Annotated in this window: 30 protein-coding genes; 4 read left to right on the forward strand and 26 right to left on the reverse strand. The window is 69.4% G+C overall.

Translation table 11 applies throughout. The annotated features are described in order from the left end of the window. Nucleotides 1–89: 89 nt before the first annotated feature. The 4 genes from tsaE to glmS are packed head-to-tail and all read right to left on the reverse strand — an operon-like array spanning nucleotide 90 to nucleotide 3,912. Nucleotides 90–539 carry a tRNA (adenosine(37)-N6)-threonylcarbamoyltransferase complex ATPase subunit type 1 TsaE gene (gene tsaE / locus ACFQ9V_RS12470; protein ID WP_382459572.1) on the reverse strand — a complete coding sequence of 150 codons (450 nt, stop codon included), beginning with the start codon at nucleotides 537–539 and terminating at the stop codon, nucleotides 90–92. 44 nt (nucleotides 540–583) lie between these two features. Next, on the reverse strand, nucleotides 584–1,702 hold the full coding sequence (alr, locus tag ACFQ9V_RS12475; protein ID WP_382459472.1) for an alanine racemase: 1,119 nt from the start codon (nucleotides 1,700–1,702) through the stop codon (nucleotides 584–586). Continuing rightward, entirely contained in the window at nucleotides 1,699–2,055 is a 357-nt protein-coding gene (locus ACFQ9V_RS12480) for a holo-ACP synthase (RefSeq protein WP_345834075.1), read from the reverse strand. The genes alr and ACFQ9V_RS12480 overlap by 4 nt, the downstream gene beginning before the upstream one ends. Before the next feature lie 6 nt (nucleotides 2,056–2,061). Continuing rightward, nucleotides 2,062–3,912, reverse strand: a complete 1,851-nt coding sequence (gene glmS / locus ACFQ9V_RS12485) for a glutamine--fructose-6-phosphate transaminase (isomerizing) (RefSeq protein ID WP_382459473.1) — start codon at nucleotides 3,910–3,912, stop codon at nucleotides 2,062–2,064. A gap of 41 nt (nucleotides 3,913–3,953) precedes the next feature. Here glmS and coaA point away from each other — a divergent pair, with 41 nt between their 5' ends. Both coaA and ACFQ9V_RS12495 read left to right on the forward strand, forming a co-directional pair. Beyond that, a complete protein-coding gene (gene coaA / locus ACFQ9V_RS12490) occupies nucleotides 3,954–4,922 on the forward strand; it encodes a type I pantothenate kinase (RefSeq protein WP_370054576.1) in 969 nt (322 codons plus the stop codon). A 185-nt stretch (nucleotides 4,923–5,107) separates the two neighbouring features. Next, entirely contained in the window at nucleotides 5,108–5,431 is a 324-nt protein-coding gene (locus ACFQ9V_RS12495; protein WP_382459474.1) for a helix-turn-helix domain-containing protein, read from the forward strand. Between the two features lie 23 nt (nucleotides 5,432–5,454). Here ACFQ9V_RS12495 and glmM read toward each other — a convergent pair whose 3' ends face one another. From glmM to ACFQ9V_RS12530, 7 genes are all read right to left on the reverse strand, one after another. After that, nucleotides 5,455–6,816 (reverse strand): phosphoglucosamine mutase, encoded by a 1,362-nt coding sequence (glmM, locus tag ACFQ9V_RS12500; RefSeq protein WP_382459475.1) that lies wholly within the window; start codon nucleotides 6,814–6,816, stop codon nucleotides 5,455–5,457. Between the two features lie 27 nt (nucleotides 6,817–6,843). Further along, on the reverse strand, nucleotides 6,844–7,344 hold the full coding sequence (gene rpsI, locus ACFQ9V_RS12505; RefSeq protein ID WP_370054580.1) for a 30S ribosomal protein S9: 501 nt from the start codon (nucleotides 7,342–7,344) through the stop codon (nucleotides 6,844–6,846). A 49-nt stretch (nucleotides 7,345–7,393) separates the two neighbouring features. After that, nucleotides 7,394–7,840, reverse strand: a complete 447-nt coding sequence (gene rplM / locus ACFQ9V_RS12510; protein WP_345834068.1) for a 50S ribosomal protein L13 — start codon at nucleotides 7,838–7,840, stop codon at nucleotides 7,394–7,396. A 207-nt stretch (nucleotides 7,841–8,047) separates the two neighbouring features. Continuing rightward, a complete protein-coding gene (locus ACFQ9V_RS12515) occupies nucleotides 8,048–8,914 on the reverse strand; it encodes a tRNA pseudouridine synthase A (RefSeq protein WP_382459476.1) in 867 nt (288 codons plus the stop codon). A 22-nt stretch (nucleotides 8,915–8,936) separates the two neighbouring features. Continuing rightward, complete coding sequence (locus tag ACFQ9V_RS12520; RefSeq protein WP_382459477.1) at nucleotides 8,937–9,977, reverse strand: GNAT family N-acetyltransferase; 1,041 nt, start codon at nucleotides 9,975–9,977, stop codon at nucleotides 8,937–8,939. A gap of 9 nt (nucleotides 9,978–9,986) precedes the next feature. Further along, nucleotides 9,987–11,291: an MFS transporter gene (locus tag ACFQ9V_RS12525; protein ID WP_382459478.1), complete on the reverse strand. Its 1,305-nt coding sequence runs from the start codon at nucleotides 11,289–11,291 to the stop codon at nucleotides 9,987–9,989. Nucleotides 11,292–11,348: 57 nt separating this feature from the next. Then, nucleotides 11,349–11,990, reverse strand: coding sequence for a TetR/AcrR family transcriptional regulator (locus ACFQ9V_RS12530; RefSeq protein WP_382459479.1), 642 nt, complete (start codon nucleotides 11,988–11,990; stop codon nucleotides 11,349–11,351). 93 nt (nucleotides 11,991–12,083) lie between these two features. Here ACFQ9V_RS12530 and ACFQ9V_RS12535 point away from each other — a divergent pair, with 93 nt between their 5' ends. Then, the gene (locus tag ACFQ9V_RS12535; RefSeq protein WP_382459480.1) at nucleotides 12,084–12,980 is read left to right on the forward strand and encodes a shikimate dehydrogenase; all 897 of its coding nucleotides are present in this window, start codon (nucleotides 12,084–12,086) and stop codon (nucleotides 12,978–12,980) included. Then, nucleotides 12,980–14,764, forward strand: a complete 1,785-nt coding sequence (locus ACFQ9V_RS12540; RefSeq protein WP_382459481.1) for a bifunctional sugar phosphate isomerase/epimerase/4-hydroxyphenylpyruvate dioxygenase family protein — start codon at nucleotides 12,980–12,982, stop codon at nucleotides 14,762–14,764. The genes ACFQ9V_RS12535 and ACFQ9V_RS12540 overlap by 1 nt, the downstream gene beginning before the upstream one ends. Before the next feature lie 69 nt (nucleotides 14,765–14,833). Here ACFQ9V_RS12540 and rplQ read toward each other — a convergent pair whose 3' ends face one another. The 15 genes from rplQ to rpsH all read right to left on the reverse strand — a co-directional run bounded on the left by rplQ (nucleotide 14,834) and on the right by rpsH (nucleotide 23,846). Next, the gene (gene rplQ / locus ACFQ9V_RS12545) at nucleotides 14,834–15,394 is read right to left on the reverse strand and encodes a 50S ribosomal protein L17 (protein ID WP_382459482.1); all 561 of its coding nucleotides are present in this window, start codon (nucleotides 15,392–15,394) and stop codon (nucleotides 14,834–14,836) included. A 50-nt stretch (nucleotides 15,395–15,444) separates the two neighbouring features. Further along, entirely contained in the window at nucleotides 15,445–16,443 is a 999-nt protein-coding gene (locus tag ACFQ9V_RS12550) for a DNA-directed RNA polymerase subunit alpha (RefSeq protein ID WP_382459483.1), read from the reverse strand. 118 nt (nucleotides 16,444–16,561) lie between these two features. Beyond that, complete coding sequence (rpsK, locus tag ACFQ9V_RS12555; RefSeq protein ID WP_018191944.1) at nucleotides 16,562–16,960, reverse strand: 30S ribosomal protein S11; 399 nt, start codon at nucleotides 16,958–16,960, stop codon at nucleotides 16,562–16,564. A 29-nt stretch (nucleotides 16,961–16,989) separates the two neighbouring features. Next, entirely contained in the window at nucleotides 16,990–17,364 is a 375-nt protein-coding gene (rpsM, locus tag ACFQ9V_RS12560) for a 30S ribosomal protein S13 (RefSeq protein ID WP_055914002.1), read from the reverse strand. A 167-nt stretch (nucleotides 17,365–17,531) separates the two neighbouring features. Further along, nucleotides 17,532–17,645 carry a 50S ribosomal protein L36 gene (gene rpmJ, locus ACFQ9V_RS12565; protein ID WP_021759549.1) on the reverse strand — a complete coding sequence of 38 codons (114 nt, stop codon included), beginning with the start codon at nucleotides 17,643–17,645 and terminating at the stop codon, nucleotides 17,532–17,534. Nucleotides 17,646–17,725: 80 nt separating this feature from the next. Next, entirely contained in the window at nucleotides 17,726–17,947 is a 222-nt protein-coding gene (gene infA / locus ACFQ9V_RS12570; RefSeq protein ID WP_011186713.1) for a translation initiation factor IF-1, read from the reverse strand. A gap of 172 nt (nucleotides 17,948–18,119) precedes the next feature. Beyond that, nucleotides 18,120–18,950, reverse strand: a complete 831-nt coding sequence (map, locus tag ACFQ9V_RS12575) for a type I methionyl aminopeptidase (protein ID WP_382459484.1) — start codon at nucleotides 18,948–18,950, stop codon at nucleotides 18,120–18,122. A 6-nt stretch (nucleotides 18,951–18,956) separates the two neighbouring features. Continuing rightward, nucleotides 18,957–19,565, reverse strand: a complete 609-nt coding sequence (locus tag ACFQ9V_RS12580; RefSeq protein WP_382459485.1) for an adenylate kinase — start codon at nucleotides 19,563–19,565, stop codon at nucleotides 18,957–18,959. Then, a complete protein-coding gene (secY, locus tag ACFQ9V_RS12585) occupies nucleotides 19,562–20,884 on the reverse strand; it encodes a preprotein translocase subunit SecY (RefSeq protein ID WP_345834057.1) in 1,323 nt (440 codons plus the stop codon). The genes ACFQ9V_RS12580 and secY overlap by 4 nt, the downstream gene beginning before the upstream one ends. 79 nt (nucleotides 20,885–20,963) lie before the next feature. Next, nucleotides 20,964–21,629 (reverse strand): 50S ribosomal protein L15, encoded by a 666-nt coding sequence (gene rplO, locus ACFQ9V_RS12590; RefSeq protein ID WP_382459486.1) that lies wholly within the window; start codon nucleotides 21,627–21,629, stop codon nucleotides 20,964–20,966. Then, nucleotides 21,629–21,814 (reverse strand): 50S ribosomal protein L30, encoded by a 186-nt coding sequence (gene rpmD / locus ACFQ9V_RS12595; protein WP_185276507.1) that lies wholly within the window; start codon nucleotides 21,812–21,814, stop codon nucleotides 21,629–21,631. Before rpmD ends, rplO begins: the two co-directional genes overlap by 1 nt. Continuing rightward, entirely contained in the window at nucleotides 21,814–22,533 is a 720-nt protein-coding gene (rpsE, locus tag ACFQ9V_RS12600) for a 30S ribosomal protein S5 (RefSeq protein WP_055913991.1), read from the reverse strand. The genes rpmD and rpsE overlap by 1 nt, the downstream gene beginning before the upstream one ends. Beyond that, nucleotides 22,530–22,901: a 50S ribosomal protein L18 gene (gene rplR / locus ACFQ9V_RS12605; RefSeq protein WP_370054590.1), complete on the reverse strand. Its 372-nt coding sequence runs from the start codon at nucleotides 22,899–22,901 to the stop codon at nucleotides 22,530–22,532. Before rplR ends, rpsE begins: the two co-directional genes overlap by 4 nt. A gap of 2 nt (nucleotides 22,902–22,903) precedes the next feature. Further along, entirely contained in the window at nucleotides 22,904–23,440 is a 537-nt protein-coding gene (rplF, locus tag ACFQ9V_RS12610) for a 50S ribosomal protein L6 (RefSeq protein ID WP_382459487.1), read from the reverse strand. A gap of 7 nt (nucleotides 23,441–23,447) precedes the next feature. Beyond that, complete coding sequence (rpsH, locus tag ACFQ9V_RS12615) at nucleotides 23,448–23,846, reverse strand: 30S ribosomal protein S8 (protein WP_345834053.1); 399 nt, start codon at nucleotides 23,844–23,846, stop codon at nucleotides 23,448–23,450. Nucleotides 23,847–23,954: the final 108 nt, after the last annotated feature.

The following is a 23,954-nucleotide window of genomic DNA, read 5'->3' on the forward strand; positions in this document are numbered from 1 at the left end:
GGCACACTCCTCCACCGCGCCCTCGAAGGGCACGTAAACGCCCCTAAAACCGCGTTTTAGGGGCGTTTACGTGCCCTTCGGCGGATGGGTCAGGCGGCCCAGCGGGGACCGAAGCCGGTGACCGTGATCCTGCGCGGCTCGTCGGCGTCGAGGTCGGAGGCGGCGTGGTCGGCGGCAGCGGTGGCCCCACCGGTCGGCCGCACGATGTCGACCTCCAGCCACGACTCGGCGACGCCGTCGAGCATGCCGCCGCCCCACTCCACGACCACCACCGAGCCGGCGAAGTCGATGTCGAGGTCGTCCAGTTCCACCGCGCTGCCGAGCCGGTACGCGTCGACGTGGACCAGCGGCGCACCGTCGACCAGGTTCGGGTGCGTGCGGGCCAGCACGAACGTCGGGCTCGTGACCGGGCCGCGGACGCCGAGGCCCTCGCCGATCCCGCGGGTCAGCGTCGTCTTGCCCGCGCCGAGCGGGCCGGTCAGCACGACGAGGTCGCCGGCGGCCAGCATCCCGGCCAGCTCCAGCCCCAGCGCGTGCATGTCGTCGCCGGTGTCGACCGTGCGCTCGATCAGGACCCGACCGCTCACGCCGCTGCCCCGCGGTACGTGCGCCGCAGCCGGCCGCCCAGGCGCGTGACGATCTCGTAGTTGATCGTGTCCGCGGCCTCCGCCCAGTCGTCCACGCCCGGTACGCCCGTCGCTGGATCGCCGAACAGCACGACCTCGTCGCCGACCGCGACCTCGGCATTGCCGACGTCCACCACGAACTGGTCCATCGCGACCCGGCCGGCGACGCGATAGCGCTTCCCGGCGATGGACACCGGGCCTCTGCCCGACGCGTGGCGCGGGATGCCTTCGGCGTACCCGAGCGGGACGAGCGCGAGCGTGGTCTCGGCCTCCGTGCGGTAGGTGTAGTCGTAGGAGACGCCCGTGCCCGCGGCCACCCGGCGCACCGCCGCGACCCGGCCGCGCAGCGTCATCGCCGGGCTGAGGCCCAGCTCCGCCGCCGACGCGGCGCCGAACGGACTGAGTCCGTAGACCGCCAGCCCGAACCGCACCAGGTTGAACCGCGACTCCGGGAGGCTGAGCGCGGCGGCGCTGGCCGCGATGTGCCGGAGCTCGGGACGCAGCCCGGCCGCCTCCGCGCGCTCGATGCCCCACGCGAACGCGGCGATCGCCGCCCGGTCGTCGTCGGGCGACGCGTTCGACAGATGGCTGAACAGGCCGCGCACCACGAGCGTCCCCGACTCTTCGAGCTCGCAGGCGCGCACGACCGCGGCCTCCCACTCGGACGCGGGGATGCCGTTGCGGCTGAGCCCCGTCTCCAGCTTGAGCTGCACGAACGCCGGGCGGTCGGCGCTGCCTGCGGCGGCCGCGGCCTCGAGCTGCGCGCGCGACGAGATACCGACATCGAGACCCGCAGCGACGGCGGCCGCGAAGTCCTCGTCGGGGTCGTGCAGCCACGCGAGCACCGGGGCGTCGACGCCCGCCTCGCGCAGCGCGAGCCCCTCGGAGACGTCAGCGACGCCCAGCCAGTCCGCCCCGCCGGCGAGCGCCGCGCGTGCGCACTCGACCGCGCCGTGCCCGTAGGCGTTCGCCTTCACTACGGCCATCACGTGCTCGGTTCCGACGATCTCGCGCAGCCGTGCGACGTTCGCACTCACCGCGTCCAGGTCGACCACGGCCTCCCGGAACCCGCTCACGCGTCGCGCTCCAGGACGACGAACGCGGAGGCGATCCCGGCGTCATGCGACATCGACACGTGGATGTGCGCGATGCCGCGCTCGGCGACCTGGCGTCCGACGACGTTGTGCAGCACGAAACCCGGGTTCCTCTCTTCGTCCGGCACGATCTCCATGTCATGCCAGCGCACGCCCTCCGAGCCGCCGAGCGCCTTGATCAGCGCCTCCTTGGCGGCGAAGCGCGCAGCGAGGGAGTGCACGGGCAGGCCGCGCTCGGCCTCCGTGAAGAGGCGCTCGCGCAGCTTCGGGGTGCGCTCCAGCGATCGGGCGAAGCGCGCCAGATCGACGACGTCGATCCCGATGCCGGCGATCACGACGGCCTACTCGACAGTGACGGACTTGGCCAGGTTGCGCGGCTGGTCCACGTCCAGGCCCTTGGCCGCCGACAGCTCCATGGCGAAGATCTGCAGCGGGACCACCGAGAGCAGCGGCTCGAACAGCGGCGCCGCCAGCGGGATGCGGATGACCTCGTCGGCGAACGGCAGCACGGCGGCGTCCCCGGCCTCGGCGATCGCGATGACACGGGCGCCGCGGGCGCGGATCTCCTGGATGTTGGAGACGACCTTCTTGTGCAGCTCGTCCGACCAGCGCGGGCTCGGCACAACGACGAAGACGGGCTGGCCCGGCTCGATCAGCGCGATCGGGCCGTGCTTGAGCTCACCGGCGGCGAACCCCTCCGCGTGGATGTACGCGAGCTCCTTGAGCTTGAGCGCACCCTCCAGCGCGATCGGGTAGCCGACGTGACGGCCGAGGAAGAGCACGGAGCGGGTGTCCGACATCCAGTGGGCGAGCTGGGCGATCGTGCCGTGCGCCTCGAGCACGGTGGCGATCTTCTCCGGCACCGCCTGGAGCTCGGCGACCGCATCGCGCTGCTGGGCGGCGGACAGCGTGCCGCGCACCCGGCCGAGGTGGAGGCCGAAGAGGTAGAGCGCGGTGATCTGCGCGACGAACGCCTTGGTCGAGGCGACCGCGACCTCCGGGCCGGCGTGCGTGTACAGCGCCGCGTCGGACTCGCGCGGGATGGTCGCGCCCTGCGTGTTGCAGACCGAGATCGCCTTGGCGCCGGCCTCACGGGCGTACTTGACCGCCATCAGCGTGTCCATCGTCTCGCCGGACTGGCTGATCGAGATGACCAGCGTGCCCGCGGTGAGAACCGGCTCGCGGTAGCGGAACTCGTGGCTGAGCTCGACCGTGACGGGGACGCGCGCCCACTTCTCGATGGCGTAGCTGCCGACCAGGCCGGCGTAGGCGGCGGTGCCGCAGGCCACGATGGTGATGCGGTCGATGCCCTCGAGGAAGGTGTCGCCGATCGCGTCGAGCTCGGGGATGTGGACGGTCCCGTCGACGATGCGGCCGCGCAGCGTGTTCGCCACGGCGTCCGGCTCCTCGGCGATCTCCTTGGCCATGAACGACGACCAGCCGCCCTTCTCGGCGGCGGAGGCGTCCCAGGCGACCTCGAAGGGCTCCACCTCGACCGGTGCGCCGGCGAAGTCGGTGACGGTGACGGAATCGGGGGTGATCGTGACGATCTGGTCCTGGCCGATCGCGAGCGCGCGGCGGGTGTGCTCCACGAAGGCCGCGACGTCGGAGCCGAGGAAGTTCTCGCCCTCGCCGAGGCCGATCACCAGCGGGGAGTTGCGGCGGGCGCCGACGACGACGTGCGGCTGGTCCTGGTGCAGCGCGAGCAGCGTGAACGCGCCCTCCAGCCGCGACACGACGCGCTGGAACGCCTCGCTCAGGTCGCCGGTGGCACGGTACTCGCGGCCGAGCAGCACGGCAGCGACCTCGGTGTCCGTCTCGGACTCGAAGGCGAAGCCGTCGGCGAGCAGCTCGTCCTTCAGGGTCGCGAAGTTCTCGATGATGCCGTTGTGGATGACGGCGAGCCGGCCGTCGTCGCCCAGGTGCGGGTGCGCGTTGCGGTCGGTCGGTCCGCCGTGCGTCGCCCAGCGGGTGTGGCCGATGCCCGTGCCGCCGTTGGGGATCGGGTTGACGGTGAGGTCGTCGGCGAGCACGGCCAGCTTGCCGGCCTTCTTGGCCGTCGCGAGGTGGCCCTCAGGGTCGATGACGGCGACGCCGGCCGAGTCGTAGCCGCGATACTCGAGGCGCTTCAGACCGCCGAGCAACACCTCCAGGCTCTTGTCGGTGCCGACATACCCCACGATTCCACACATGCACCCGAGTCTATCGCGGGCGCACCTTAGACTTTTCTCCTATGGCTGAGAACGGCGCCGCTCGCGGCGGATCCACGGCGAACGGCGAGTCCAGCACCCCCTTCGTGGAGTTGAGCCGTTCCGACTGGGCCGAGCTGGCGCAGAACACCCGGCTGCCGCTGAATGCGACCGAGATCGTGCAGCTCCGTGGTCTCGGCGACCCGCTGGACCTGCGGGAGGTCGAGGAGGTCTACCTCCCGCTCAGCCGCCTGCTCAACCTGTACGTCGGCGGCACCAAGCAGCTCCACCGCGTCACGAGCGACTTCCTCGGCGAGCGCGCCCAGCCGACGCCGTTCGTGATCGGCGTCGCGGGCTCCGTCGCAGTCGGCAAGTCGAGCATCGCGCGCCTGATGCGCGAGCTGCTCTCGCGCTGGGACGACACCCCGCGCGTCGAGCTGGTGACGACCGACGGCTTCCTCCTCCCGAACGCGGAGCTGGAGCGGCGCGGCCTGATGGAGCGCAAGGGCTTCCCCGAGTCGTACGACCGCCGCGCACTGCTGCGGTTCGTCAGCGCAGTGAAGAGCGGGGCGCCGGAGGTGCGCGCGCCCTTCTACTCGCACCTCAGCTACGACATCGTGTCGGACGCGGAGATCGTGGTCCGCCGGCCGGACGTCCTGATCGTGGAGGGCCTCAACGTGCTCCAGCCCGCGGGAGGCGGCAACCGGCTCGCCGTGAGCGACCTCTTCGACTTCAGCGTGTACGTGGACGCCAGGACGCGCGACATCGCGCACTGGTACGAGGAGCGCTTCCTCAAGCTGCAGCGCGGCGCTTTCGCCAACCCCAAGTCGTACTTCCACCGTTACGCCCAGCTCACCGAGGAGCAGGCCAGGGCGCGGGCGGCGTCGATCTGGACGGCGATCAACGAGCCCAACCTCATCCAGAACATCCGGCCGACGCGGTCGCGCGCCAAGCTCGTGCTGCGCAAGGAGGCCGACCACACCGTCAGCTCGGTGCTGCTCCGCAAGCTCTGACCGGGGTCCGGACGCTTCGTGCGCAGAGGACGGGTGCTCGAAGACTCTGGCCCGGCGCCCCCTCGTCCCGTAGTCATGGGGTATGGCTACTGGAGTCGGTGTCGCCAGGTATATACGCACTGAGGATAAGTGCGTATAGTTTCCATCCTCTGGGAAAAGACCACACAGGAAAACAGAGTAGAAGCATGCCGTCCCCGCGCTTCGAAGCAGCCCGCATCCTGGGCGACCGTCTCCGTGCCCGTCGCATCGAGCTGGGCCTCTCGCAGTACGAGGTGGCCAACCTCAGCCAGGTCGACGTCGCCAACTACGGCAAAGTCGAGCGCGGCGCCGGCAACCCCACACTGCTGACCCTGTTGCAGCTCGCCGTCACGCTCGAGACCGAGCCGGGCGCACTGCTCGAGGGTCTGGCCGACGTCGCCCTCCTGCCGGAGCGCACGCGGCCGTTCTCGGTCTCCGACTTCGTGCGCGAGCAGAACGCCCGGATGGACCGGGAAGCCGCGCAGAAGTAGCTCCGCCGCGAGCCACGCGCGGGCTAGACGCCCAGCCGCTCCCGCACGACATCCGCCAGCTCGTTCGCGAGGCGCTCGGCCGTGTGCTGGTCGGCCGCCTCCACCATGACGCGCACCAGCGGCTCGGTGCCGGACGGGCGCAGCAGCACCCGGCCGGTGTCGCCCAGCGCCGCCTCGGCGGTCTGGACGGCGAGCTGCAGCGGCTCGTCGGTGTGGACGGCGTGGTGGTCCACGCCCTTCACGTTGACCATCACCTGCGGGTACACGGTCATCACCTTCGCCAGCTCGGACAGCGGCTTGCGCTGACGCGCCATCTCGCTGAGGAGGTGGAGGCCGGTGAGGATGCCGTCTCCGGTGGTCGCGAACTCGCGCATGATGACGTGGCCCGACTGCTCGCCGCCGAGGGCGTAGTCGTTCTGGTTCATCTCCTCGAGCACGTAGCGGTCGCCGACGGCGGTCTCCACGATCCGGATGCCGTGCTCGCGCATGGCGATCTTGAGGCCGAGGTTGCTCATCACGGTCGCGACGAGCGTGTCGTCGGTGAGCTTCCCGCGCTCCTTCATGCCGACCGCGAGGATCGCCATGATCTGGTCGCCGTCGACGACGTTGCCGTCGGCGTCGATCGCGAGGCAGCGGTCGGCGTCGCCGTCGTGGGCGATGCCGACGTCCGCGCCGGCCGCGAGGACGGCCCTCGCCAGGTTGTCGAGGTGGGTCGAGCCGACGCCGTCGTTGATGTTCATGCCGTCGGGCGAGTCGCCGATGACGGTCACGCGGGCGCCCGAGTCGGTGAACACCTCAGGCGAGATGCCGGCAGCCGCGCCGTTGGCGCAGTCGAGCACGACGTGGATGCCGTCGAGCCGGTGCGGGAGGCTCGCCAGCAGGTGCACGACGTAGCGGTCCTCCGCGTCCGCGAAGCGGCGGATACGGCCGACCTGGGCGCCGGTCGGAGTCAGCTTCTCCATCTGGAGGTGCTGCTCGATGCGGTCCTCGACGATGTCGGGGAGCTTGGTGCCGCCGCGCGCGAAGATCTTGATCCCGTTGTCGGGAGCGGGGTTGTGCGACGCCGAGACCATCACGCCGAAGTCGGCGTCGAAGTCGGCGATCAGGAAGGCCGCGGCCGGCGTCGGGATGACACCGGCGTCGTAGACGTCGATGCCCGAGCTGGCCAGCCCGGACGAGACAGCGGCCGAGAGGAACTCGCCGGAGACCCGGGGGTCCCTGGCGACGATGGCGCGCGGGCGTTTGCCCGCGGCGCGCCGCGCCTCGGCGCTGCGGCCTCGCGTCAGGACAGCAGCAGCTGCCTGAGCGAGGCCGAGCGCGAGGTCGGCGGTGAGAGGACCGTTCGCGAGTCCGCGGACTCCGTCGGTTCCGAAAAGGCGGGGCATGGACCGAAGCCTAAACGCTCGGGAGCGTCAACGCTTGGAGAACTGCGACGCCTTGCGGGCCTTCTTGAGACCGGCCTTCTTGCGCTCGGTGACGCGCGCGTCACGGGTGAGGAAGCCGGCCTTCTTGAGGGTCGGACGGTTGTTCTCGCGGTCGATCTCGTTCAGCGCGCGGGCGATGGCGAGGCGCAGCGCGCCGGCCTGACCCGACGGGCCGCCGCCGGTGATGCGGGCGACGACATCGTACGAGCCGATGAGGTCGAGGACCTTGAACGGGTCCGTGATGAGCTGCTGGTGCAGCTTGTTCGGGAAGTAGTCCGCGAACTCACGGCCGTTGACCGTGATGGTGCCGGCACCGGGGACCAGGCGCGCACGCGCGATGGCCTCCTTGCGACGGCCCACGGCCGCGCCGGGCACGGAGAGGACGGGACGCGGGGCCGCCGGGGCCGCGCTCTCGGGGGTCTCGGTCGAGTAGGACTCGACGTTCTCGGCAACCTGGGCCGAGTCGATGCTGTCTGCGATCTTCGCCACGATGGTGATAATCCTTTGTCTTTAAGTCAGTCGTGAAGGTCTGGATCGCTTACTGGGCGACCTGGCCGAGCGTGTACTGCTTCGGCTGCTGGGCGGCGTGCGGGTGCTCGCTTCCGGTGTAGACCTTCAGCTTGCGGAGCTGGGCGCGGCCCAGGGAGGTCTTCGGCAGCATGCCGCGGACGGCCTTCTCGACGGCGCGGACCGGGTTCTTCTCGAGGAGCTCCGAGTACGTGGTGGCCTTGAGGCCGCCCGGGTAGCCCGAGTGACGGTAGGCCTTCTTCTGAGCCGCCTTCTGGCCGGTGAGGGCCACCTTGTCGGCGTTCACGATGATGACGAAGTCGCCCATGTCCATGTGGGGGGCGAAGGTCGCCTTGTGCTTGCCGCGCAGGAGGGCGGCGGTGTGGCTGGCGAGACGGCCGAGCACGACATCGGTCGCGTCGATGACGACCCAGTCGCGCTGGATCTCGTCTGCCTTCGGGGAATAAGTGCGCGTCACAGTAGTGGCTGCTTTCTGTATCGAACGGAGGAGTTCGTGAATCCCGCTCCGATGGGGGTTCTCGTCTCGATGAGGCGGGAACCGGGGCCGGTGGAGGGCTCACGTTCGTGTGTCGCACCGCAGTGAGGCGCGGACACCAAGGGTCAATACTACGCGACACGCCCGGGGAGGGTCAAACCGGGGCGCGGCTGCCCGTCGGCGCGGTGGTCAGAGCGACCGCAGTGCCCGCGTCTGCTCCGCCCGCAGCGCGAGCTCCGGGTCCTCCGGGTACCCGACCTCCATCAGCGTCAGCCCGCGCGCCGGCATCACCTTGAAGTCGTTGGTGCGGGCGCGCCCGTCGCGCAGCTCGACCAGGTCGCCGGGGGTCAGATCCCCTTCGCCCACCGCGACGCACCCGCCCACCAGCGCGCGGACCATGCTGTGGCAGAACGCGTCGGCCACGACCTCCCCCACCAGCACGCCGTCGTCGTCGCGCGTCCAGGCGAAGTCGAGCAGGGTGCGGATCGTGGTCGCGCCCACCCGCGCCTTGCAGTAGCTGGCGAAGTCGTGGAGGCCGAGCAGGCCGTGCGAGGCGACGTCCATCGCGTCGGCGTCGAGGTCGGCCGAGACCCAGGCCGTCCTGTGCCGCTGCAGCGGATCGCGCAGCGAGGCACGGTCCGCGACCCGGTACTCGTAGCGCCGCCAGACGGCGGAGAAGCGCGCGTCGAACCCGGGAGGGGCCTGGCTCACGCGGAGCACCACGGCGTCCGCCACCGGCCCGAGGATGCCGTTGAGCCGCCGGGCCAGCGCGTCGGGCGCGTCGAGCGGGGGCCGCTTGCCGTGCGGCTTGCGGAGGATCGCCACCTGCCCGGGGCCGAGGTCGACGTGCGCCACCTGTCCCCGCGCGTGGACCCCGGCGTCGGTGCGGCCGGCGACCGTCAGCGTGGGCGGGTCCCCCGCGCGACGGAAGATGGTCGCGAGCGCGTCCTCCAGCTCGCCCTGCACGGTGCGCAGCGCGGGCTGTCGGCCCCAGCCGTTGAAGTCGGTGCCCTGGTAGGCGATGTCGAGCCGGAATCGGGTCGCCTCGTCGGTCATCCCTCGATTCTAGAGAAGCCGCTCAGTACTCTCGGACGAGCGCGGTCTCACCGAAGGTCGTGACGAACCCCATCCCCGTGTAGAGGCTGTCTGCGCCGGTCGGGCTGGCGGCGTCCACGTCGAGGACGGCCTTCTGCCAGCCGCGGCGGCTGCTCTCGGTGAGCACGGCGCTCAGCAGCGCGGGCGCGATGCGGCGGCCGCGGTGCTTGCGGGTGACCGCGACGGTCGAGATGTAGGGACCGGAGAAGCCCTGGCCCGGCCAATCGTCCTCGTTCACGTCGCTCAGGATCACGGCGGCCACCTCATCCCCGGCCAGCGCCACGAAGGACACCTCCGGGGCGAACGTCCCGCCGATCAGCGACTCCCACTGCTCGTCGCTCAGCGGCTGGCTCCCCCAGTGGTCCAGGAAGGCCTCGTCGCGCGCCGCGTGGACGGCGTCCGCGAGGTCGCTCGCGTACGGAACGATCCGCACGGCCTCCGTCGGGGCCACGTCCGGGATCGGCTCGGCCAGGTCGCGCTCCATCGTGTGGAACCAGCGCACCGCGGTGAAGCCCGCGGCCGCCAAGAGCCGCTCGCGATCGGGCGCGCGCCGATCGGCGTAGCCCACCAGCCAGCCCGGCAGCGCCGTCTCGATCGCCGCCAGCTTCTGCTCCCCGCGCGCACGCTGCCAGGCGATCAGCTCGCGGCCGATGCCCTTCCCGCGATGCGCAGGGTGCACGGCGCCGTTCATGAACTCGCGCACCAGGGAGACCTGCCGCGGCGGCTCCAGCACCGAGCCGACCGCCAGCACCGCTCCGTCGTGGCCCAGCGCGAGGAGGGTGTCCCGCTCACGGTCGAGGAAGCTGAAGGCCAGCTCGGCCTCCAGCTCCTCCCGCGTCGCGAGGTAGTTGGGATGGTCGGCCGCGTCGCTCGCCCGCAGCACCGCGAGCACGGCGTCGGTGTCGGCCTTCGCGATCGGCCGCCACTCGGCGACCAGCGGATGCCGCGGCATGTACGTCGGCGGGGCCTCCACGCGCTCGCTCAGCGGTGGGAGGTGCGCTTCGACGATCTCAGGCCTCGGCATCCGGCCAGCCTAGCGGCGCCGGCCGAGCTCCGCTGTCGGCGTCCGTGCGGTCTCCCGGGCGGTCAGCGCCGCGAGCGTCACCACGACGGCGATCACCGCGGTGAAGACCGAGATGACGATCCAGCCGTCCGGCCCGGTGCCGCCCATCGCCGTGACGATGCTCGGCGCGAAGCCGGCCATCAGGAAGCCGAGCTGCGTTCCGATCGCGACGCCCGAGAAGCGCACCTCGCGCGGGAACATCTCGTTGTAGAACGACGGCCAGACCGCGTTCGCCGCCGCATACCCGCAGGAGAACACCGCCACCGCCAGCAGGAACGTGACCCAGACCTCCGAACCGGACATCGAGCGCAGGTAGAACGGCATCAACGCGGCGCTCGCGAGCGCGCCGTAGATGAACACGGGCTTGCGGCCGACCCGGTCGGCGAGCATCCCGAACAGCGGCTGCGTGACGAGCGCCACGATGTTCGCCACGACGACCAGCCAGAGCGTCACCGAGGCGTCCAGGCCGGCGTCGGTCCCGTAGGCGATCGCCAGGTTGCCGAACACCGTCGACACCGCCGCGATCATCGCGAGGAACACCACGCGCAGCACGTCCCGCCAGTGCGAGCGGAGCAGCCCGACCAGCGGCAGCTTCTCGATCTCGCCACCCTCGGCCGCGCTGACGAAATCCGGGGACTCCGGCAGCGACCGGCGGACGACGAACGCGACGACGACCACGACGGCCGACAGCCAGAACGGGATGCGCCAGCCCACTGTGTACAGCACGTCCTCCGGGAGCGCCATCACCGGGATGAAGGCGATGGCCGCGAGCACCTGGCCGCCCTGCGTGCCTGTCAGCGTCCACGAGGTGAAGAACGCGCGCCGGCCGTCCGGCGCGTGCTCCAGTGTCATGGAGCTCGCCCCCGCCTGCTCCCCCGCGGCCGACAGCCCCTGGAACAGCCGGCAGAGCACCAGCAGCACAGGGGCCAGCCAGCCGACGGTCTCGAAGGTCGGCAGGCAGCCGATCGCGAACGTGGAGAACCCCATCAGCGCGAGCGTGAAGACCAGCACCTTCCTGCGGCCGATCCGGTCGCCGAAGTGGCCGAGGACCACCGCGCCCACCGGCCGCGCCACGTAGGCGAATCCGAAGGTCGCGAACGACATCACGCGCGCGGTGGTGTCGGCGTCGGGGAAGAAGATGTGCGGGAAGATCAGGGCGGCGGCCGACCCGAAGATGAAGAAGTCGTAGTACTCGACGGCCGAGCCGAGGAATCCGGCGAAGGCCGCGCGCACCGGAGTCCGGGTACGCGTGGGGGATGGAGCGACGGTGGTCATCGTCGACACTCGTTTCTTTTGTAGCTGTTTCGATCCGCCGGGCGCACCCGGTACGGATCAACGGTCCGCGGTGAGGAGCGCGACGATCATGTCGCCGAGCATCCGCCGGTAGTGGCCGGCGCGCGACTGGTTCAGCAGATCGCGGCCGAAGAGGTACCCGAACGTGTGGCGGTTGGCCACCGGGAACACGCAGAAGGAGCTGATCGCCATGTGCACGTCCGTGGCGTCGATGTCGTCGCGGAACAGACCGGCGGCCCGTCCGCGCCGCAGCACCTCGTCGATCAGCTCGAGAGCAGGGAGCGCCAGGCTCTCGGGCTCGCCCACCTCGCGCAGGAACGAGGCGCGGTGGATGTTCTCGATCGCCACGAGCCGCACGAAGTCCTGGCGGCCGGTGTGGTGGTCGAAGGTCCGCTCGGCGATGGCGCGGATGGCCTCCACCGGCTCGAGATCGGAGACGTCGAGCTGCTGCTCGTACCCGCGCATCTCGGCGTAGGCGGCCTCCAGCACGCTCACGTAGAGCTGCTCCTTGCCGCCGAAGTAGTAGTAGATCATCCGCTTCGTCGTGGACATCCGCCGTGCGATCTCGTCCACGCGGGCGCCGGAGAAGCCGCGGTCGGCGAACTCCTGGGTCGCGACGGAGAGGATCTCGGCGCGCGTGCGCTCCGCGTCGCGGATCCGCTCGTGATCCAGCCGGGCCATCCCGCCTCCTCGCTAATGAACTATCTGGTACGTTAAGAAACCCTGTGGCGCTTTGTCAAGCGCGCGGTTCCGCACGATGGTCGAGGAGGACGCATGAGCGTGGTCGGACAGTCGTACCTGGTCGGGCTCCTGGGCGAGGGCGTGCTGCCCTCGCTGACACCTCCGCTGCACGAGCGGGAGGCCGACGAGCAGGGGCTGCGCTACCTCTACCGGCCCATCGACCTGCTCTCCCTCGACACCGAGGGCCAGGACCTCGATCCGATCCTCGAGTGGCTCCTCGACGCAGCGATGCAGCTCGGGTTCAACGCGGTGAACATCACCCACCCGTTCAAACAGCGCGTTCTGCGCTACCTCGATGCCACATCGCCTTCTGCCGAATCCATCGGAGCGGTCAACACCGTCCTCCTCGCCGGGGGTCGGCGGATCGGACACAACACCGACGTGAGCGGTTTCGCGTCCGCGCTTCGAGACGGGCTTCCTGGAGCGCCCCTGGACCACGTGGTGGTGATCGGCGCCGGGGGCGCGGGCGCCGCCGTGACGAGCGCTCTCCTGCAAGCGGGTGCGCTCCGGGTCACCATCGCCGATCTCAGCGTCGCGCGGGCGAACGCCCTGGCAGCGAGCCTCACTCCCCGATTCCCGGAGGCTGTCATCCAAGGCATCGGCTCGATCGCGATCCCCGACGAGCTGAAGCACGGGACGGATGCCGTCACCGGACTGGTCAACGCCAGCTTCGTCGGCATGCACACGCACCCCGGTATCCCCCTCGACGCCGGGCTGCTGCGGCCGAGCCTCTGGGTGGCGGACGTCGTCTACCGGCCGCTCGACACCGAGCTCCTCCGCGCGGCACGGGAGGCCGGCTGCCGCACGCTCGACGGCGGCGGCATGGCGGTGGGCCAGGCGGCGGACGCGTTCCGGCTCATCACCGGCGCCGAGCCCGACCGGGAGCGGATGCGTGCCCACTTCGCCGAGATGATCCGGGAGGGCCGCTGATGCGCACCTCCATCGCGACGGTCTGCCTGTCCGGGACGCTCGTCGACAAGCTGCACGCCATCGCCGACGCCGGGTTCGACGCCGTGGAGGTCTTCGAGCCCGACCTGATCGCCGCACCGCAGTCGCCGGAGGAGGTGCGCGCGCTCTGCGACCGGCTCGGCCTGCGGATCGCGCTCTACCAGCCGTTCCGCGACGCCGAGGGCGTGACCGAGCCCGAGTTCGCGCAGGTGCTGCGCCGGGCCGAGGCCAAGTTCGTGCTCATGGACCGGCTCGGCGTCGACACGGTGCTGGTGTGCAGCAACGTGGCCACGGCCTCGGTCGACGACGACGCGGTCTCCGCAGCGCAGCTCGCCCGCCTCGCCGACCGTGCGGACGCACACGGCAAGCGCCTGGCGTTCGAGGCCCTGGCCTGGGGACGCTACGTCGACGACTACCGGCGGGCCTGGCGCATCGTGGAGCGTGCGGACCATCCCGCGCTCGGCGTGTGCCTGGACAGCTTCCACATCCTCTCCCGCGGCCACGATCCGGCGGACATCGAGCGGATCCCCGGCGAGAAGATCTTCTTCGTCCAGCTCGCCGACGCCCCGCTGCTGTCGATGGACGTGCTCTCCTGGAGCCGGCACCACCGCCTGTTCCCGGGCGAGGGCGGCTTCGACCTCCCGGCCTTCGTCGGCCACACCCTGCGAGCCGGTTACACCGGTCCGCTGTCGCTGGAGGTCTTCAACGATGTCTTCCGCCAGACCGATCCTGCCAGGACCGCCCGGCACGCCCGCCGGTCGCTGACCGTCCTGGAGGATGCGCTCGAGAGCGGCGCAGCCCGCCCTTCTGCCGAGCCCCGCGAGCTCGACCAGGTGGAGGTCAAGGCGCACGACACGGACGCCGTCGCCGCTGTGCTGGAGCGGATCGGCTTCGCGCCGCGCGGCCGCCACGTCACGAAGCCGGCCTGGCTCTACGCCGCCGGCGAGGCCCGGATCGTCCTCAACGAGCACAACGCCGCGGGCAGGAGCCCGCACGTCGCCGGCTTCGGCATCCGCACCGACCGGCCCGAGGAGGCCGCCGCCCGGGCGGAGCGCCTCGGCGCGCAGCGCGCGCACCGCCGCGTGCTCGACGGGGAGGCCGACCTCCCGGCCGTGCTCGCGCCCGACGGCACAGAGATCCTGATCAGCGGTCCCGACAGCAGCCCGGCCTGGCCGCACGAGTTCGCCGGCGGACGCGGCACGCCGGACCCTGCGATCCGCGGCATCGACCACGTCAACCTCACCGAGCCCGCCGCCGACATCGAAGAGGCCGTGCTGTTCTACGGCACGGCGCTCGGCCTCGCCCGCGAGTCGTCGGCGGAACTGGCCGGGCCGGCCGGCCTGGTTCGCAGTCAGGTGCTCCGCTCGGGCGACGGAGCGGTCCGCCTCGCACTGAACGTCGTCCCGCCGCTCGCCGAGCGCGCGACGACAGCGGCGCAGCGGCACGCGCAGCACATCGCGATCGCGTGCGACGATCTCCACGGGCTCATCGGCCGCGCGCGAGCGCGGGGACTGCGCACGGTGCCGGTCTCGGCGAACTACTACGACGACCTCGCCGCCCGCTTCGAGCTGCCGCCGGGCGAACTGGAGCGCCTCCGGGGCGCCGGGCTGCTCTACGACCGCGACACGGCGGGCGAGTATCTGCACTGCTACACCGAGACGGTCGGCTCCGTGTTCTTCGAGCTGGTGGAGCGACGGGGTCGCTACGACGGCTTCGGCGCCGCCAACACGCCGGTGCGGCTCACCGCGCAGCACAGCACCGCCTGACCACGGCTCCACAACGCGAAACGCCCCGCATCCGAACGGATGCGGGGCGTTTCGACAGGGTGCGGAAGGTCAGGCCTTCTCGGCCTCCGCCTCGGCGGTGGTCTCCTCGGCGGCCTCGGCGTCGCCGGTGGCCTCCTCGACGACCTCGGCCTCAGCGGCAGCGGTCTCCTCGGACGTGGTGTCCTCGGCGGCCTCTTCCTCGACGACGGGCTCCTCGACCGGAGCGGCCTTCGGCGCGGCGGCCTTCTTGGTCGCCTTGGTCTTCGGGGTGACGGGCTCGAGCACGAGCTCGATCTGCGCCATCGGCGCGTTGTCGCCCTTGCGGTAGCCGAGCTTGGTGATGCGGGTGTAGCCGCCCTCGCGCTCCGCGACCAGCGGCGCGATCTCGGTGAAGAGCTCGTGCACGACGGACTTGTCGCCGATGACCGCGAGAACGCGACGGCGCGCGTGCAGGTCGCCGCGCTTCGCGAACGTGATCAGACGCTCGGCGTAGGGACGCAGGCGCTTGGCCTTGGTCTCGGTCGTCTTGATGCTCTTGTGCGTGAACAGCGCAGCAGCCAGGTTGGCGAGCATGAGGCGCTCGTGCGCGGGGCCGCCTCCGAGGCGGGGGCCCTTGGTGGGCTTAGGCATGATCGGTTATCTCCAGTAGTGAAAAAGTCGAAGGCTTCGCTGACGCGGCCTCAGATGGTGGTGGACTCGTCCTCGTCGTACCCGCTGTAGAAGTGGGCGCCGTCGAACCCGGGGACCGAGTCCTTCAGCGACAGGCCCATCTCGGTCAGCTTGTCCTTGACCTCATCCACCGACTTCTGACCGAAGTTGCGGATGTTCATGAGCTGCGTCTCCGACAGCGAGACGAGCTCGCTGACGGTGTTGATGCCCTCGCGCTTGAGGCAGTTGTACGACCGGACCGACAGGTCGAGGTCCTCGATCGGCATCGACAGCTCGGAGCTGAGCACCTGGTCGACCGGCGCGGGGCCGATCTCGATGCCCTCGGCCGCGCTGTTGAGCTCGCGGGCCAGCCCGAACAGCTCGGTCAGCGTGCGGCCGGCGGACGCGATGGCGTCGCGCGGGCTGATCGCGGGCTTGCTCTCGACGTCGACCACGAGGCGGTCGAAGTCGGTGCGCTCGCCGGCACGGGTGGCCTCGACGCGGTAGGTGACCTTGAGGACCGGGGAGTAGATCGAGTCGATCGGGATCTGGCCCGCCTCGCTGTACTCGTTGCGGTTCTGCTGAGCCGAGACGTAGCCGCGGCCGCGCTCGATGGTCAGCTCGACCTCGAACTTCGCCTTGTCGTTCAGGGTGGCGATGACCAGCTCGGGGTTGTGGATCTCCACGCCCGCCGGAGCCGAGATGTCGGCCGCGGTGACCTGGCCGGAGCCGGTCTTGCGGAGGTAGGCGGTGATCGGCTCGTCGTGCTCGCTGGAGACGACCAGGCCCTTGATGTTCAGGATGATCTCGGTGACATCCTCTTTGACACCCGGGACGGTGCTGAACTCGTGCAGCACGCCGTCGATGCGGATGCTGGTGACGGCAGCGCCCGGGATGGAGGAGAGCAGAGTGCGGCGGAGCGAGTTGCCGAGGGTGTAGCCGAAGCCCGGCTCGAGCGGCTCGATGACGAACCGCGAGCGGAACTCGGAGATGTTCTCTTCGGTGAGCGTAGGACGCTGTGCAATGAGCACTATTGATTCCTTTCGGCTGAGTGTCCGCTATATGACACTCGCGTGAGTGAGGTGGGGTTCGTCACGCCGTCAGGCGGCGGTCCTGGAGGACCGCCGCCTGGGCGGACGTGGAAGAGAACTAGACGCGGCGACGCTTCGGCGGGCGGCAGCCGTTGTGCGCCTGCGGGGTGACGTCGTTGATCGAGCCCACCTCGAGGCCGGCGGCCTGGAGCGAGCGGATCGCGGTCTCGCGGCCCGAGCCAGGGCCCTTGACGAAGACGTCGACCTTCTTCATCCCGTGCTCCTGCGCCTGGCGGGCGGCCGACTCGGCTGCCAGCTGTGCGGCGAACGGGGTGGACTTGCGCGAGCCCTTGAAGCCAACGCCACCGGAGGACGCCCACGAGATGACCGCACCGGTGGTGTCGGTGATCGAGACGATGGTGTTGTTGAAGGTGCTCTTGATGTGGGCCTGGCCCACAGCGATGTTCTTCTTTTCTTTCTTGCGCGGCTTGCGAGCGGCCGACTTGGGTGCTGCCATAATATTTCTCCTTCAGTCCTGGTGTCGGCCTAGCGAGCCTTCTTCTTACCGGCGACGGTACGCTTCGGGCCCTTGCGGGTACGCGCGTTCGTCTTGGTTCGCTGGCCGCGGACCGGGAGGCCCTTGCGGTGGCGGATGCCCTCGTAGCTGCCGATCTCGACCTTGCGGCGGATGTCGGCGGCGACCTCGCGGCGGAGGTCACCCTCGACCTTGAAGTTGCCTTCGATGTAGTCGCGCAGTGCGACGAGCTGGTCGTCGGTCAGGTCCTTGACGCGGATGTCGCCCGAAATCTCGGTCTCGCGAAGGGTCTGCAGCGCACGAGTGCGCCCGACGCCGTAGATGTAGGTGAGTGCGACCTCCACGCGCTTCTCGCGCGGGATGTCGACGCCTGCTAGACGTGCCATGTTGTGGCTTCTCCTGTGATGAGTGGAGGTCTTCAGCGGTCCCGGTGCCCCGGCCTCCTCCGGGGGTGTCCCCCGCCTCCACGCTGGATGGGGACGGGTTCTGGGATCGCTTCGTCTGTTTAGTTGTTAGTACCGGCAGTTGAGTCGTGCTGGTACCGCTACTGCGTTCAGCCCTGGCGCTGCTTGTGGCGCGGGTTCTCGCAGATGACCATGACCCGGCCGTTGCGACGGATGACCTTGCACTTGTCGCAGATCTTCTTGACGGAGGGCTTGACCTTCATTGTGCTGTTACCTTTGTTCGCTGTCCTCGTACCTCGCCAGGGGCTACCCGGTGGCGTGGCCGTTACTTACAGCAATCCGTTTACTTGTAGCGGTAGACGATCCGGCCGCGGGTCAGATCGTAGGGGCTCAGCTCCACGATCACGCGGTCCTCGGGGAGGATGCGGATGTAGTGCTGACGCATCTTGCCTGAGATGTGGGCAAGAACCTTGTGACCGTTGGTCAGCTCCACGCGGAACATCGCGTTGGGGAGCGCCTCGATCACAGATCCTTCGATCTCGATGACACCGTCTTTCTTGGCCATAGCCTCACTGTCGCTATTAGTAGTGGTTTGCTGGTCGTGCGTTGACTGGTGCCGGACATGCAGAAAGCACGCCTAAGACACCAAGGATCAATCTTATTGGATACCGGCGCATTTCGCCAATTCTGGTCTATCATCTGCGCCTGCTCTGAGCGAACAGGCCCGGAACCGCCGCCTACGGGATCGGCGTCGGCGTGATCCCGAACGGCGCGAGCCCCTCGGCCCCGCCGTCGACCGCCGTCAGCACCCAGATGCCGTCGGCATGCACCGCGACGCTGTGCTCCCAGTGCGCGGCGGCCGAGCCGTCCTCGGTGGCGACGGTCCAGCCGTCGTCCTTCACGTAGGTGTCCTGGTCGCCCAGCACCACCATCGGCTCGATGGCGACCACGAGACCCGGGCGGACCTCCGGGCCCTTGGAGCGCACCCGGTAGTTGAAGACCGGCGGCTCCTCGTGCATGCGGCGGCCGATCCCGTGACCGATGTAGTCGGTGAGGATGCCGTACTCACCCTGCGACATGATGTGGTCCTCGACCGCCTCGCCCACCTCGTTGAGGTGGCGGGCGCTCGCGAGCCGTGCGATGCCGTGCCACAGCGACTGCTCGGTGACCTCGGAGAGCTTCTGCCGCTCGGCGACGCGCTCGGGGTGGGCCGGGTCGGGAAGCACGAACGTTCGCGCTGCGTCCCCGTTCCAGCCCTCTTGGATGGCGCCGCTGTCGACCGACAGGATGTCGCCCGGCTGCAGCAGACGCGCCCCGGGGATGCCGTGCACGACCTCGTCGTTGACCGACGCGCAGATCGTGTGGTGGTAGCCGGCCTCCAGCTTGAAGTTGGACTTCCCGCCCACGGCCTCGATCGCGGCCTCGGCGATCCGGTCGAGCTCCAGCGTTGAGACGCCGGCGGCCACGGCCGCGGCGACGGCGTCGAGGGACGCCGCGGTGGCCCGTCCCGGCGCGACCATCAGTCGGAGCTGAGCGGGCGACTTGTAGATCGACCGACGCAGTGCCATCACACGCTAGGCGACCGGCTCGCCGGCGCCCTCCAGCGGGAGGATGCCGCGATCGGCCAGAGCCGACTGGATGCGGGCGGCGACGTCGTCCATCGCACCGAGGCCGTCCACCTCGACGAGCAGACCGCGCGCGCGGTACACGTCGATCAGCGGGGACGTCTCGCGGAGGTAGACCTCCTGGCGGTGCCGGATGGCCTCCTCGGAGTCATCGGCGCGGCCCTGCTCCTGCGCTCGCTTGGTGAGGCGCGCGACGATCTCGTCCTGGTCGGCGACGAGCTGGATCACCGCGGCGAGCTCCTGGCCCTTCGAGGCCAGCAGATCGTCGAGGTACTTCACCTGCTCGAGCGTGCGCGGATAGCCGTCGAGGAGGAAGCCCTCCGTCGCGTCGTCCTCGTTCAGCCGGTCGGTGACGAGCTGGTTGGTGAGACTGTCCGGAACGTAGTCGCCCGCGTCGACGATCGCCTTGACCTGCTGGCCGAGCGGAGTCTCGTTCTTGATGTTGGCCCGGAAGATGTCGCCCGTGGAGATGTCGGGGATCCCGTACACGGAGGTGATGCGGGAGGCCTGAGTGCCCTTGCCCGCTCCGGGAGGTCCGACGATCAGCATACGGGTCAACGCAGAAGCCCTTCGTAATGCCGCTGCTGGAGCTGCGAGTCGATCTGCTTGACCGTCTCGAGTCCGACACCGACGATGATCAGGATGGACGTGCCGCCGAACATGAAGTTCTGGCTGGCGCCGAGCAATGCGAACGCTATCAGCGGGATCAGCGCGATGATGCCGAGGTAGATCGAGCCGGGCAGGGTCACGCGCGTCAGCACGTAGTCCAGGTACTCGGCGGTGGGGCGGCCCGCGCGGATACCGGGGATGAAGCCGCCGTACTTCTTCATGTTGTCGGCGACCTCCTCCGGGTTGAACGTGATGGCCACGTAGAAGTACGTGAAGCCCACGATCAGGAGGAAGTAGAGCAGCATGTAGAGCGGGTGGTCGCCCTTGGTCAGGTAGTTCGTGATCCAGGTCACCCAGGGAGCCGGGGCCTTGCCGGCCGCCGGCTGGTTGAACTGGGCGATCAGCGCGGGCAGGTACAGCAGCGACGACGCGAAGATGACGGGCACGACGCCGGCCATGTTCACCTTGATCGGGATGTACGTGTTGTTGCCGCCGTACGTTCGTCGGCCGACCATACGCTTGGCGTACTGCACAGGGATGCGGCGCTGCGACTGCTCGACGAAGACGACCGCGGCGACGATCAGGAGACCGATCGCAATCACCACCAGCATCACCTCGATGCTCTGCGACTGGCCGATGGCCCAGAGGGAGCTCGGGAACTGCGCGGCGATCGAGGTGAAGATCAGGAGGGACATGCCGTTGCCGATGCCGCGCTCGGTGACGAGCTCGCCCATCCACATGATGAGGCCGGTGCCGGCGGTCATCGTGACGACCATGAGCATGATGGCGTACCAGGAGTCGTCCGTGATGAGCTGCGTGCACTGCGAGACGGCCGTGGTGCCGAAGAGGGCGCCGGAGCGGGCGACGGTGATGAGGGTCGTCGACTGGAGGACGCCCAGCGCGATCGTGAGATAGCGCGTGTACTGCGTGAGCTTCGCCTGGCCGGCCTGGCCCTCCTTGTAGAGGGTCTCGAAGCGCGGGATGACCACGCGCAGCAGCTGCACGATGATCGACGCGGTGATGTACGGCATGATGCCGAGCGCGAAGATCGAGAGTTTGAGGAGAGCGCCACCCGAGAACAGGTTGACCAGGGAGTAGAGCCCCGAGGTGTCCTGGTTGGCGTTCAGACAGGTCTGCACGTTGGCGAAGTCGACGAACGGCGCAGGGATGAAGGAGCCCAGCCGGAACAGGGCGATGATCCCCAGCGTGAAGAAGATCTTCCGGCGGAGGTCCGGGGTGCGGAAGATCCGCGCGACGGCGCTAAACAAAAGTGCGTCCTGCTTTCCTGTAAGAGTCAGTCGGGTGACCGGAGTTCCCGGCCACCCGACTGCGCTGCTTTACGGGCGGCTACTTGACGGAGCCACCAGCGGCGACGATCTTCTGCTCGGCAGAGCCGGAGACCTTGTCGACCGCAACGTTCAGCTTAACCGCAATGTCCCCGTTACCGAGAACCTTGACCTTCTCGTTCTTGCGAACGGCGCCCTTGGAGACCAGGTCGGAGATGGTGACATCGCCGCCGGCCGGGTACAGCTCGGCAAGCTTCTCGAGGTTGACCACCTGGTACTCGACGCGGAACGGGTTCTTGAACCCGCGCAGCTTCGGCGAACGCATGTGGAACGGGAGCTGACCGCCCTGGAAGCCCGGGCGGACCTGGTAGCGGGCCTTGGTGCCCTTCGTGCCACGGCCCGCGGTCTTGCCCTTGGAACCCTCACCGCGTCCGACGCGGGTCTTGTCCTTCTTGGAGCCCGCGGCGGGACGGAGGTGGTGCACCTTGAGGACCTGCTCGCGGGGGGCCGCGACGTCCTTCTTGGCCGGGGCCTTCTTCGCCGGGGCGGAGACGGTCTCGTCCTTGGTGGAGGCGGCGGCCTTGTTGGCAGCGGCCTTCGCCGGAGCCTTCTTGGCAGCAGGTGCCTTCTTCTCGGCGGCCGGCTTCGCAGCAGCCTTGGTGGTGGTGCTCTTCTTGGCGGCCGGCTTCTCGGCAGCGGCCTCAGTGGTCGGCTTGTCGTCAGCCATTAGTCGATCTCCTCAACCTTCACCAGGTGAGCGACGGTGTTGACGTACCCGCGGTTCTGCGGGGTGTCCTCGCGGACGGTGACGTCACCGATTCGCTTCAGTCCCAGACTGCGCAGCGTGTCGCGCTGGTACTGCTTCTCGCTCACTTTCGACTTGATCTGTGTGATCTTCAGGCGCGCGGCCATCAGGCACCTACCTTCTCTGCCTTCTTGGCGGCAGCAGCGGCCTCGGCCGCCTCGGCCTCGGCACGCAGCAGGCGCGCGGGCGCGACCTGGTCGTAGTCGAGACCACGGCGAGCTGCGACGGCGCGGGGCTCCTCGAGCTGCTTCAGCGCCTCGACGGTCGCGTGCACGATGTTGATCGTGTTGGACGAGCCAAGCGACTTGCTCAGCACGTCGTGGATGCCGGCGCACTCCAGGACGGCGCGCACCGGGCCACCGGCGATGACACCGGTACCGGCGGCGGCCGGACGCAGGAGGACGACGCCGGCAGCGGCCTCACCCTGCACCGGGTGCGGGATGGTGACGCCGACGCGCGGGACGCGGAAGAAGTTCTTCTTCGCCTCCTCGACGCCCTTCGAGATCGCCAGCGGCACCTCGCGGGCCTTGCCGTAGCCGACGCCCACCAGGCCGTTGCCGTCGCCGACGACCACGAGAGCGGTGAAGCTGAAGCGACGACCACCCTTCACGACCTTGGAGACGCGGTTGATGGTGACGACGCGCTCCAGGAACTGGCTCTTGTCGGCGTCCCGGCTGCCGCGATCGCGGTTGGGGTTGCGCTCCCGGCCACCGCGGCGCGGCTCGCGCTCGCGGTTGTTGTCGGTCGACGCAGCGGTCTCGACCGGCTGCGCGGTCTCCGTTACCTCAGCGGCCACGGTCTGCTCCTTGTTGTTCTCGTCGCTCACAGGTTCAGCCCACCTTCACGAGCGCCTTCGGCGACGGCCGCAACGCGACCGGCGTACTTGCTGCCGCCACGGTCGAAGACCACGGCCTCGACACCGGCGCTCTTCGCGCGCTCGGCGACGAGCTCGCCCACCTTGCGGGCCTTGGCGGTCTTGTCACCGTCGAAGCCGCGCAGGTCGGTCTCCATGGTCGACGCGGAGGCCAGCGTGTGGCCCTTGGCGTCGTCGACGATCTGCACGAAGACGTGGCGGGCCGAACGGGTGACGACCAGGCGAGGACGGACCTCGGTGCCCACGACCTTCTTGCGAAGTCGGGTGTGACGACGGCCGCGAGCGGCTGCCTTGCTCTTTCCTCTGGTACCCAGAGCCATGATTACTTACCAGCCTTTCCGGCCTTGCGACGAACGACCTCGCCGGCGTAACGCACACCCTTGCCCTTGTACGGCTCGGGCTTGCGGATCTTGCGGATGTTCGCAGCGACCTCGCCGACAGCCTGCTTGTCGATCCCGCTCACGGTCACCTTGTTGTTGCCCTCGACCGTGAAGGTGATGCCGGCCGGCGGCTCGACGTTGACCGGGTGCGAGAAGCCGAGCGCGAACTCGACGCCCGCGCCCTTCTGGGCCACGCGGTAACCGGTGCCGACGATCTCGAGGCCCTTGGAGTAGCCCTCGGTGACGCCGATGATGTTGTTGTTGATGAGCGTGCGGGTGAGGCCGTGGAGCGAGCGCGAAGCGCGCTCGTCGTCCGGACGGGTGACCAGGACCTGGCCCTCCTCCAGCTTCGCCTCGATGGGGCTCGCGACGGTGAGCGTGAGCTCGCCCTTCGGGCCCTTGACGGTGACGGTCTGGCCGTCGATCTTCACATCGACCCCAGCGGGGATCTCGATGGGCAGTCTTCCGATACGCGACATGGCAGGGTCACCACACGTAGGCGAGGACTTCCCCACCCACGCCCTTCTTCTCAGCCTGGCGGTCCGTGAGGAGCCCCGAGGAGGTGGACAGGATCGCGACACCGAGGCCGCCGAGGACCTTGGGGAGCTCCGTCGACTTCGCGTAAACGCGGAGGCCGGGCTTGGAGACACGCTTGATGCCTGCGATGGAACGCTCACGGTTCGGACCGAACTTGAGGTTGAGCGTCAGGGTCTGGCCGACACGGGCGTCGGAGACCTCCCAGCCGGAGATGTAGCCCTCGGAGGTGAGGATCTCGGCGATGTGGGACTTGAGCTTGGAGTGCGGCATCGACACGGTGTCGTGGTGCGCCGAGTTCGCGTTGCGCAGTCTGGTCAGCATGTCTGCGACCGGATCTGTCATCGTCATTGCGATTTTTCCTTTGTTCACCAGGTTTCGTGCAGCCGTTACACGACTGACGACCTGTGGTGGAAGTGGGCCGGCCGGGCGGCCGGCCCACAAAGAGACAAGACTACT

It is taken from the genome of Leifsonia sp. NPDC056665 (assembly GCF_042791795.1).
GTDB lineage: Bacteria > Actinomycetota > Actinomycetes > Actinomycetales > Microbacteriaceae > Leifsonia.

Excerpts from the sequence above, each read along its gene's own strand:
- tsaE (WP_382459572.1), bottom strand. The coding sequence starts at position 539 with ATGCACGCGCTGGGGCTGGAGCTGGCCGGGATGCTGGCCGCCGGCGAC.
- glmS (WP_382459473.1), bottom strand. The coding sequence starts at position 3,912 with ATGTGTGGAATCGTGGGGTATGTCGGCACCGACAAGAGCCTGGAGGTG.
- coaA (WP_370054576.1), top strand. The coding sequence starts at position 3,954 with ATGGCTGAGAACGGCGCCGCTCGCGGCGGATCCACGGCGAACGGCGAG.
- ACFQ9V_RS12495 (WP_382459474.1), top strand. The coding sequence starts at position 5,108 with ATGCCGTCCCCGCGCTTCGAAGCAGCCCGCATCCTGGGCGACCGTCTC.
- glmM (WP_382459475.1), bottom strand. The coding sequence starts at position 6,816 with ATGCCCCGCCTTTTCGGAACCGACGGAGTCCGCGGACTCGCGAACGGT.
- ACFQ9V_RS12515 (WP_382459476.1), bottom strand. The coding sequence starts at position 8,914 with ATGACCGACGAGGCGACCCGATTCCGGCTCGACATCGCCTACCAGGGC.
- ACFQ9V_RS12520 (WP_382459477.1), bottom strand. The coding sequence starts at position 9,977 with ATGCCGAGGCCTGAGATCGTCGAAGCGCACCTCCCACCGCTGAGCGAG.
- ACFQ9V_RS12525 (WP_382459478.1), bottom strand. The coding sequence starts at position 11,291 with ATGACCACCGTCGCTCCATCCCCCACGCGTACCCGGACTCCGGTGCGC.
- ACFQ9V_RS12530 (WP_382459479.1), bottom strand. The coding sequence starts at position 11,990 with ATGGCCCGGCTGGATCACGAGCGGATCCGCGACGCGGAGCGCACGCGC.
- ACFQ9V_RS12535 (WP_382459480.1), top strand. The coding sequence starts at position 12,084 with ATGAGCGTGGTCGGACAGTCGTACCTGGTCGGGCTCCTGGGCGAGGGC.
- ACFQ9V_RS12540 (WP_382459481.1), top strand. The coding sequence starts at position 12,980 with ATGCGCACCTCCATCGCGACGGTCTGCCTGTCCGGGACGCTCGTCGAC.
- rplQ (WP_382459482.1), bottom strand. The coding sequence starts at position 15,394 with ATGCCTAAGCCCACCAAGGGCCCCCGCCTCGGAGGCGGCCCCGCGCAC.
- rpsK (WP_018191944.1), bottom strand. The coding sequence starts at position 16,960 with ATGGCAGCACCCAAGTCGGCCGCTCGCAAGCCGCGCAAGAAAGAAAAG.
- rpsM (WP_055914002.1), bottom strand. The coding sequence starts at position 17,364 with ATGGCACGTCTAGCAGGCGTCGACATCCCGCGCGAGAAGCGCGTGGAG.
- rpmJ (WP_021759549.1), bottom strand. The coding sequence starts at position 17,645 with ATGAAGGTCAAGCCCTCCGTCAAGAAGATCTGCGACAAGTGCAAGGTC.
- infA (WP_011186713.1), bottom strand. The coding sequence starts at position 17,947 with ATGGCCAAGAAAGACGGTGTCATCGAGATCGAAGGATCTGTGATCGAG.
- map (WP_382459484.1), bottom strand. The coding sequence starts at position 18,950 with ATGGCACTGCGTCGGTCGATCTACAAGTCGCCCGCTCAGCTCCGACTG.
- rplO (WP_382459486.1), bottom strand. The coding sequence starts at position 21,629 with ATGGCTGACGACAAGCCGACCACTGAGGCCGCTGCCGAGAAGCCGGCC.
- rpmD (WP_185276507.1), bottom strand. The coding sequence starts at position 21,814 with ATGGCCGCGCGCCTGAAGATCACACAGATCAAGTCGAAAGTGAGCGAG.
- rplR (WP_370054590.1), bottom strand. The coding sequence starts at position 22,901 with ATGGCTCTGGGTACCAGAGGAAAGAGCAAGGCAGCCGCTCGCGGCCGT.
- rplF (WP_382459487.1), bottom strand. The coding sequence starts at position 23,440 with ATGTCGCGTATCGGAAGACTGCCCATCGAGATCCCCGCTGGGGTCGAT.
- rpsH (WP_345834053.1), bottom strand. The coding sequence starts at position 23,846 with ATGACGATGACAGATCCGGTCGCAGACATGCTGACCAGACTGCGCAAC.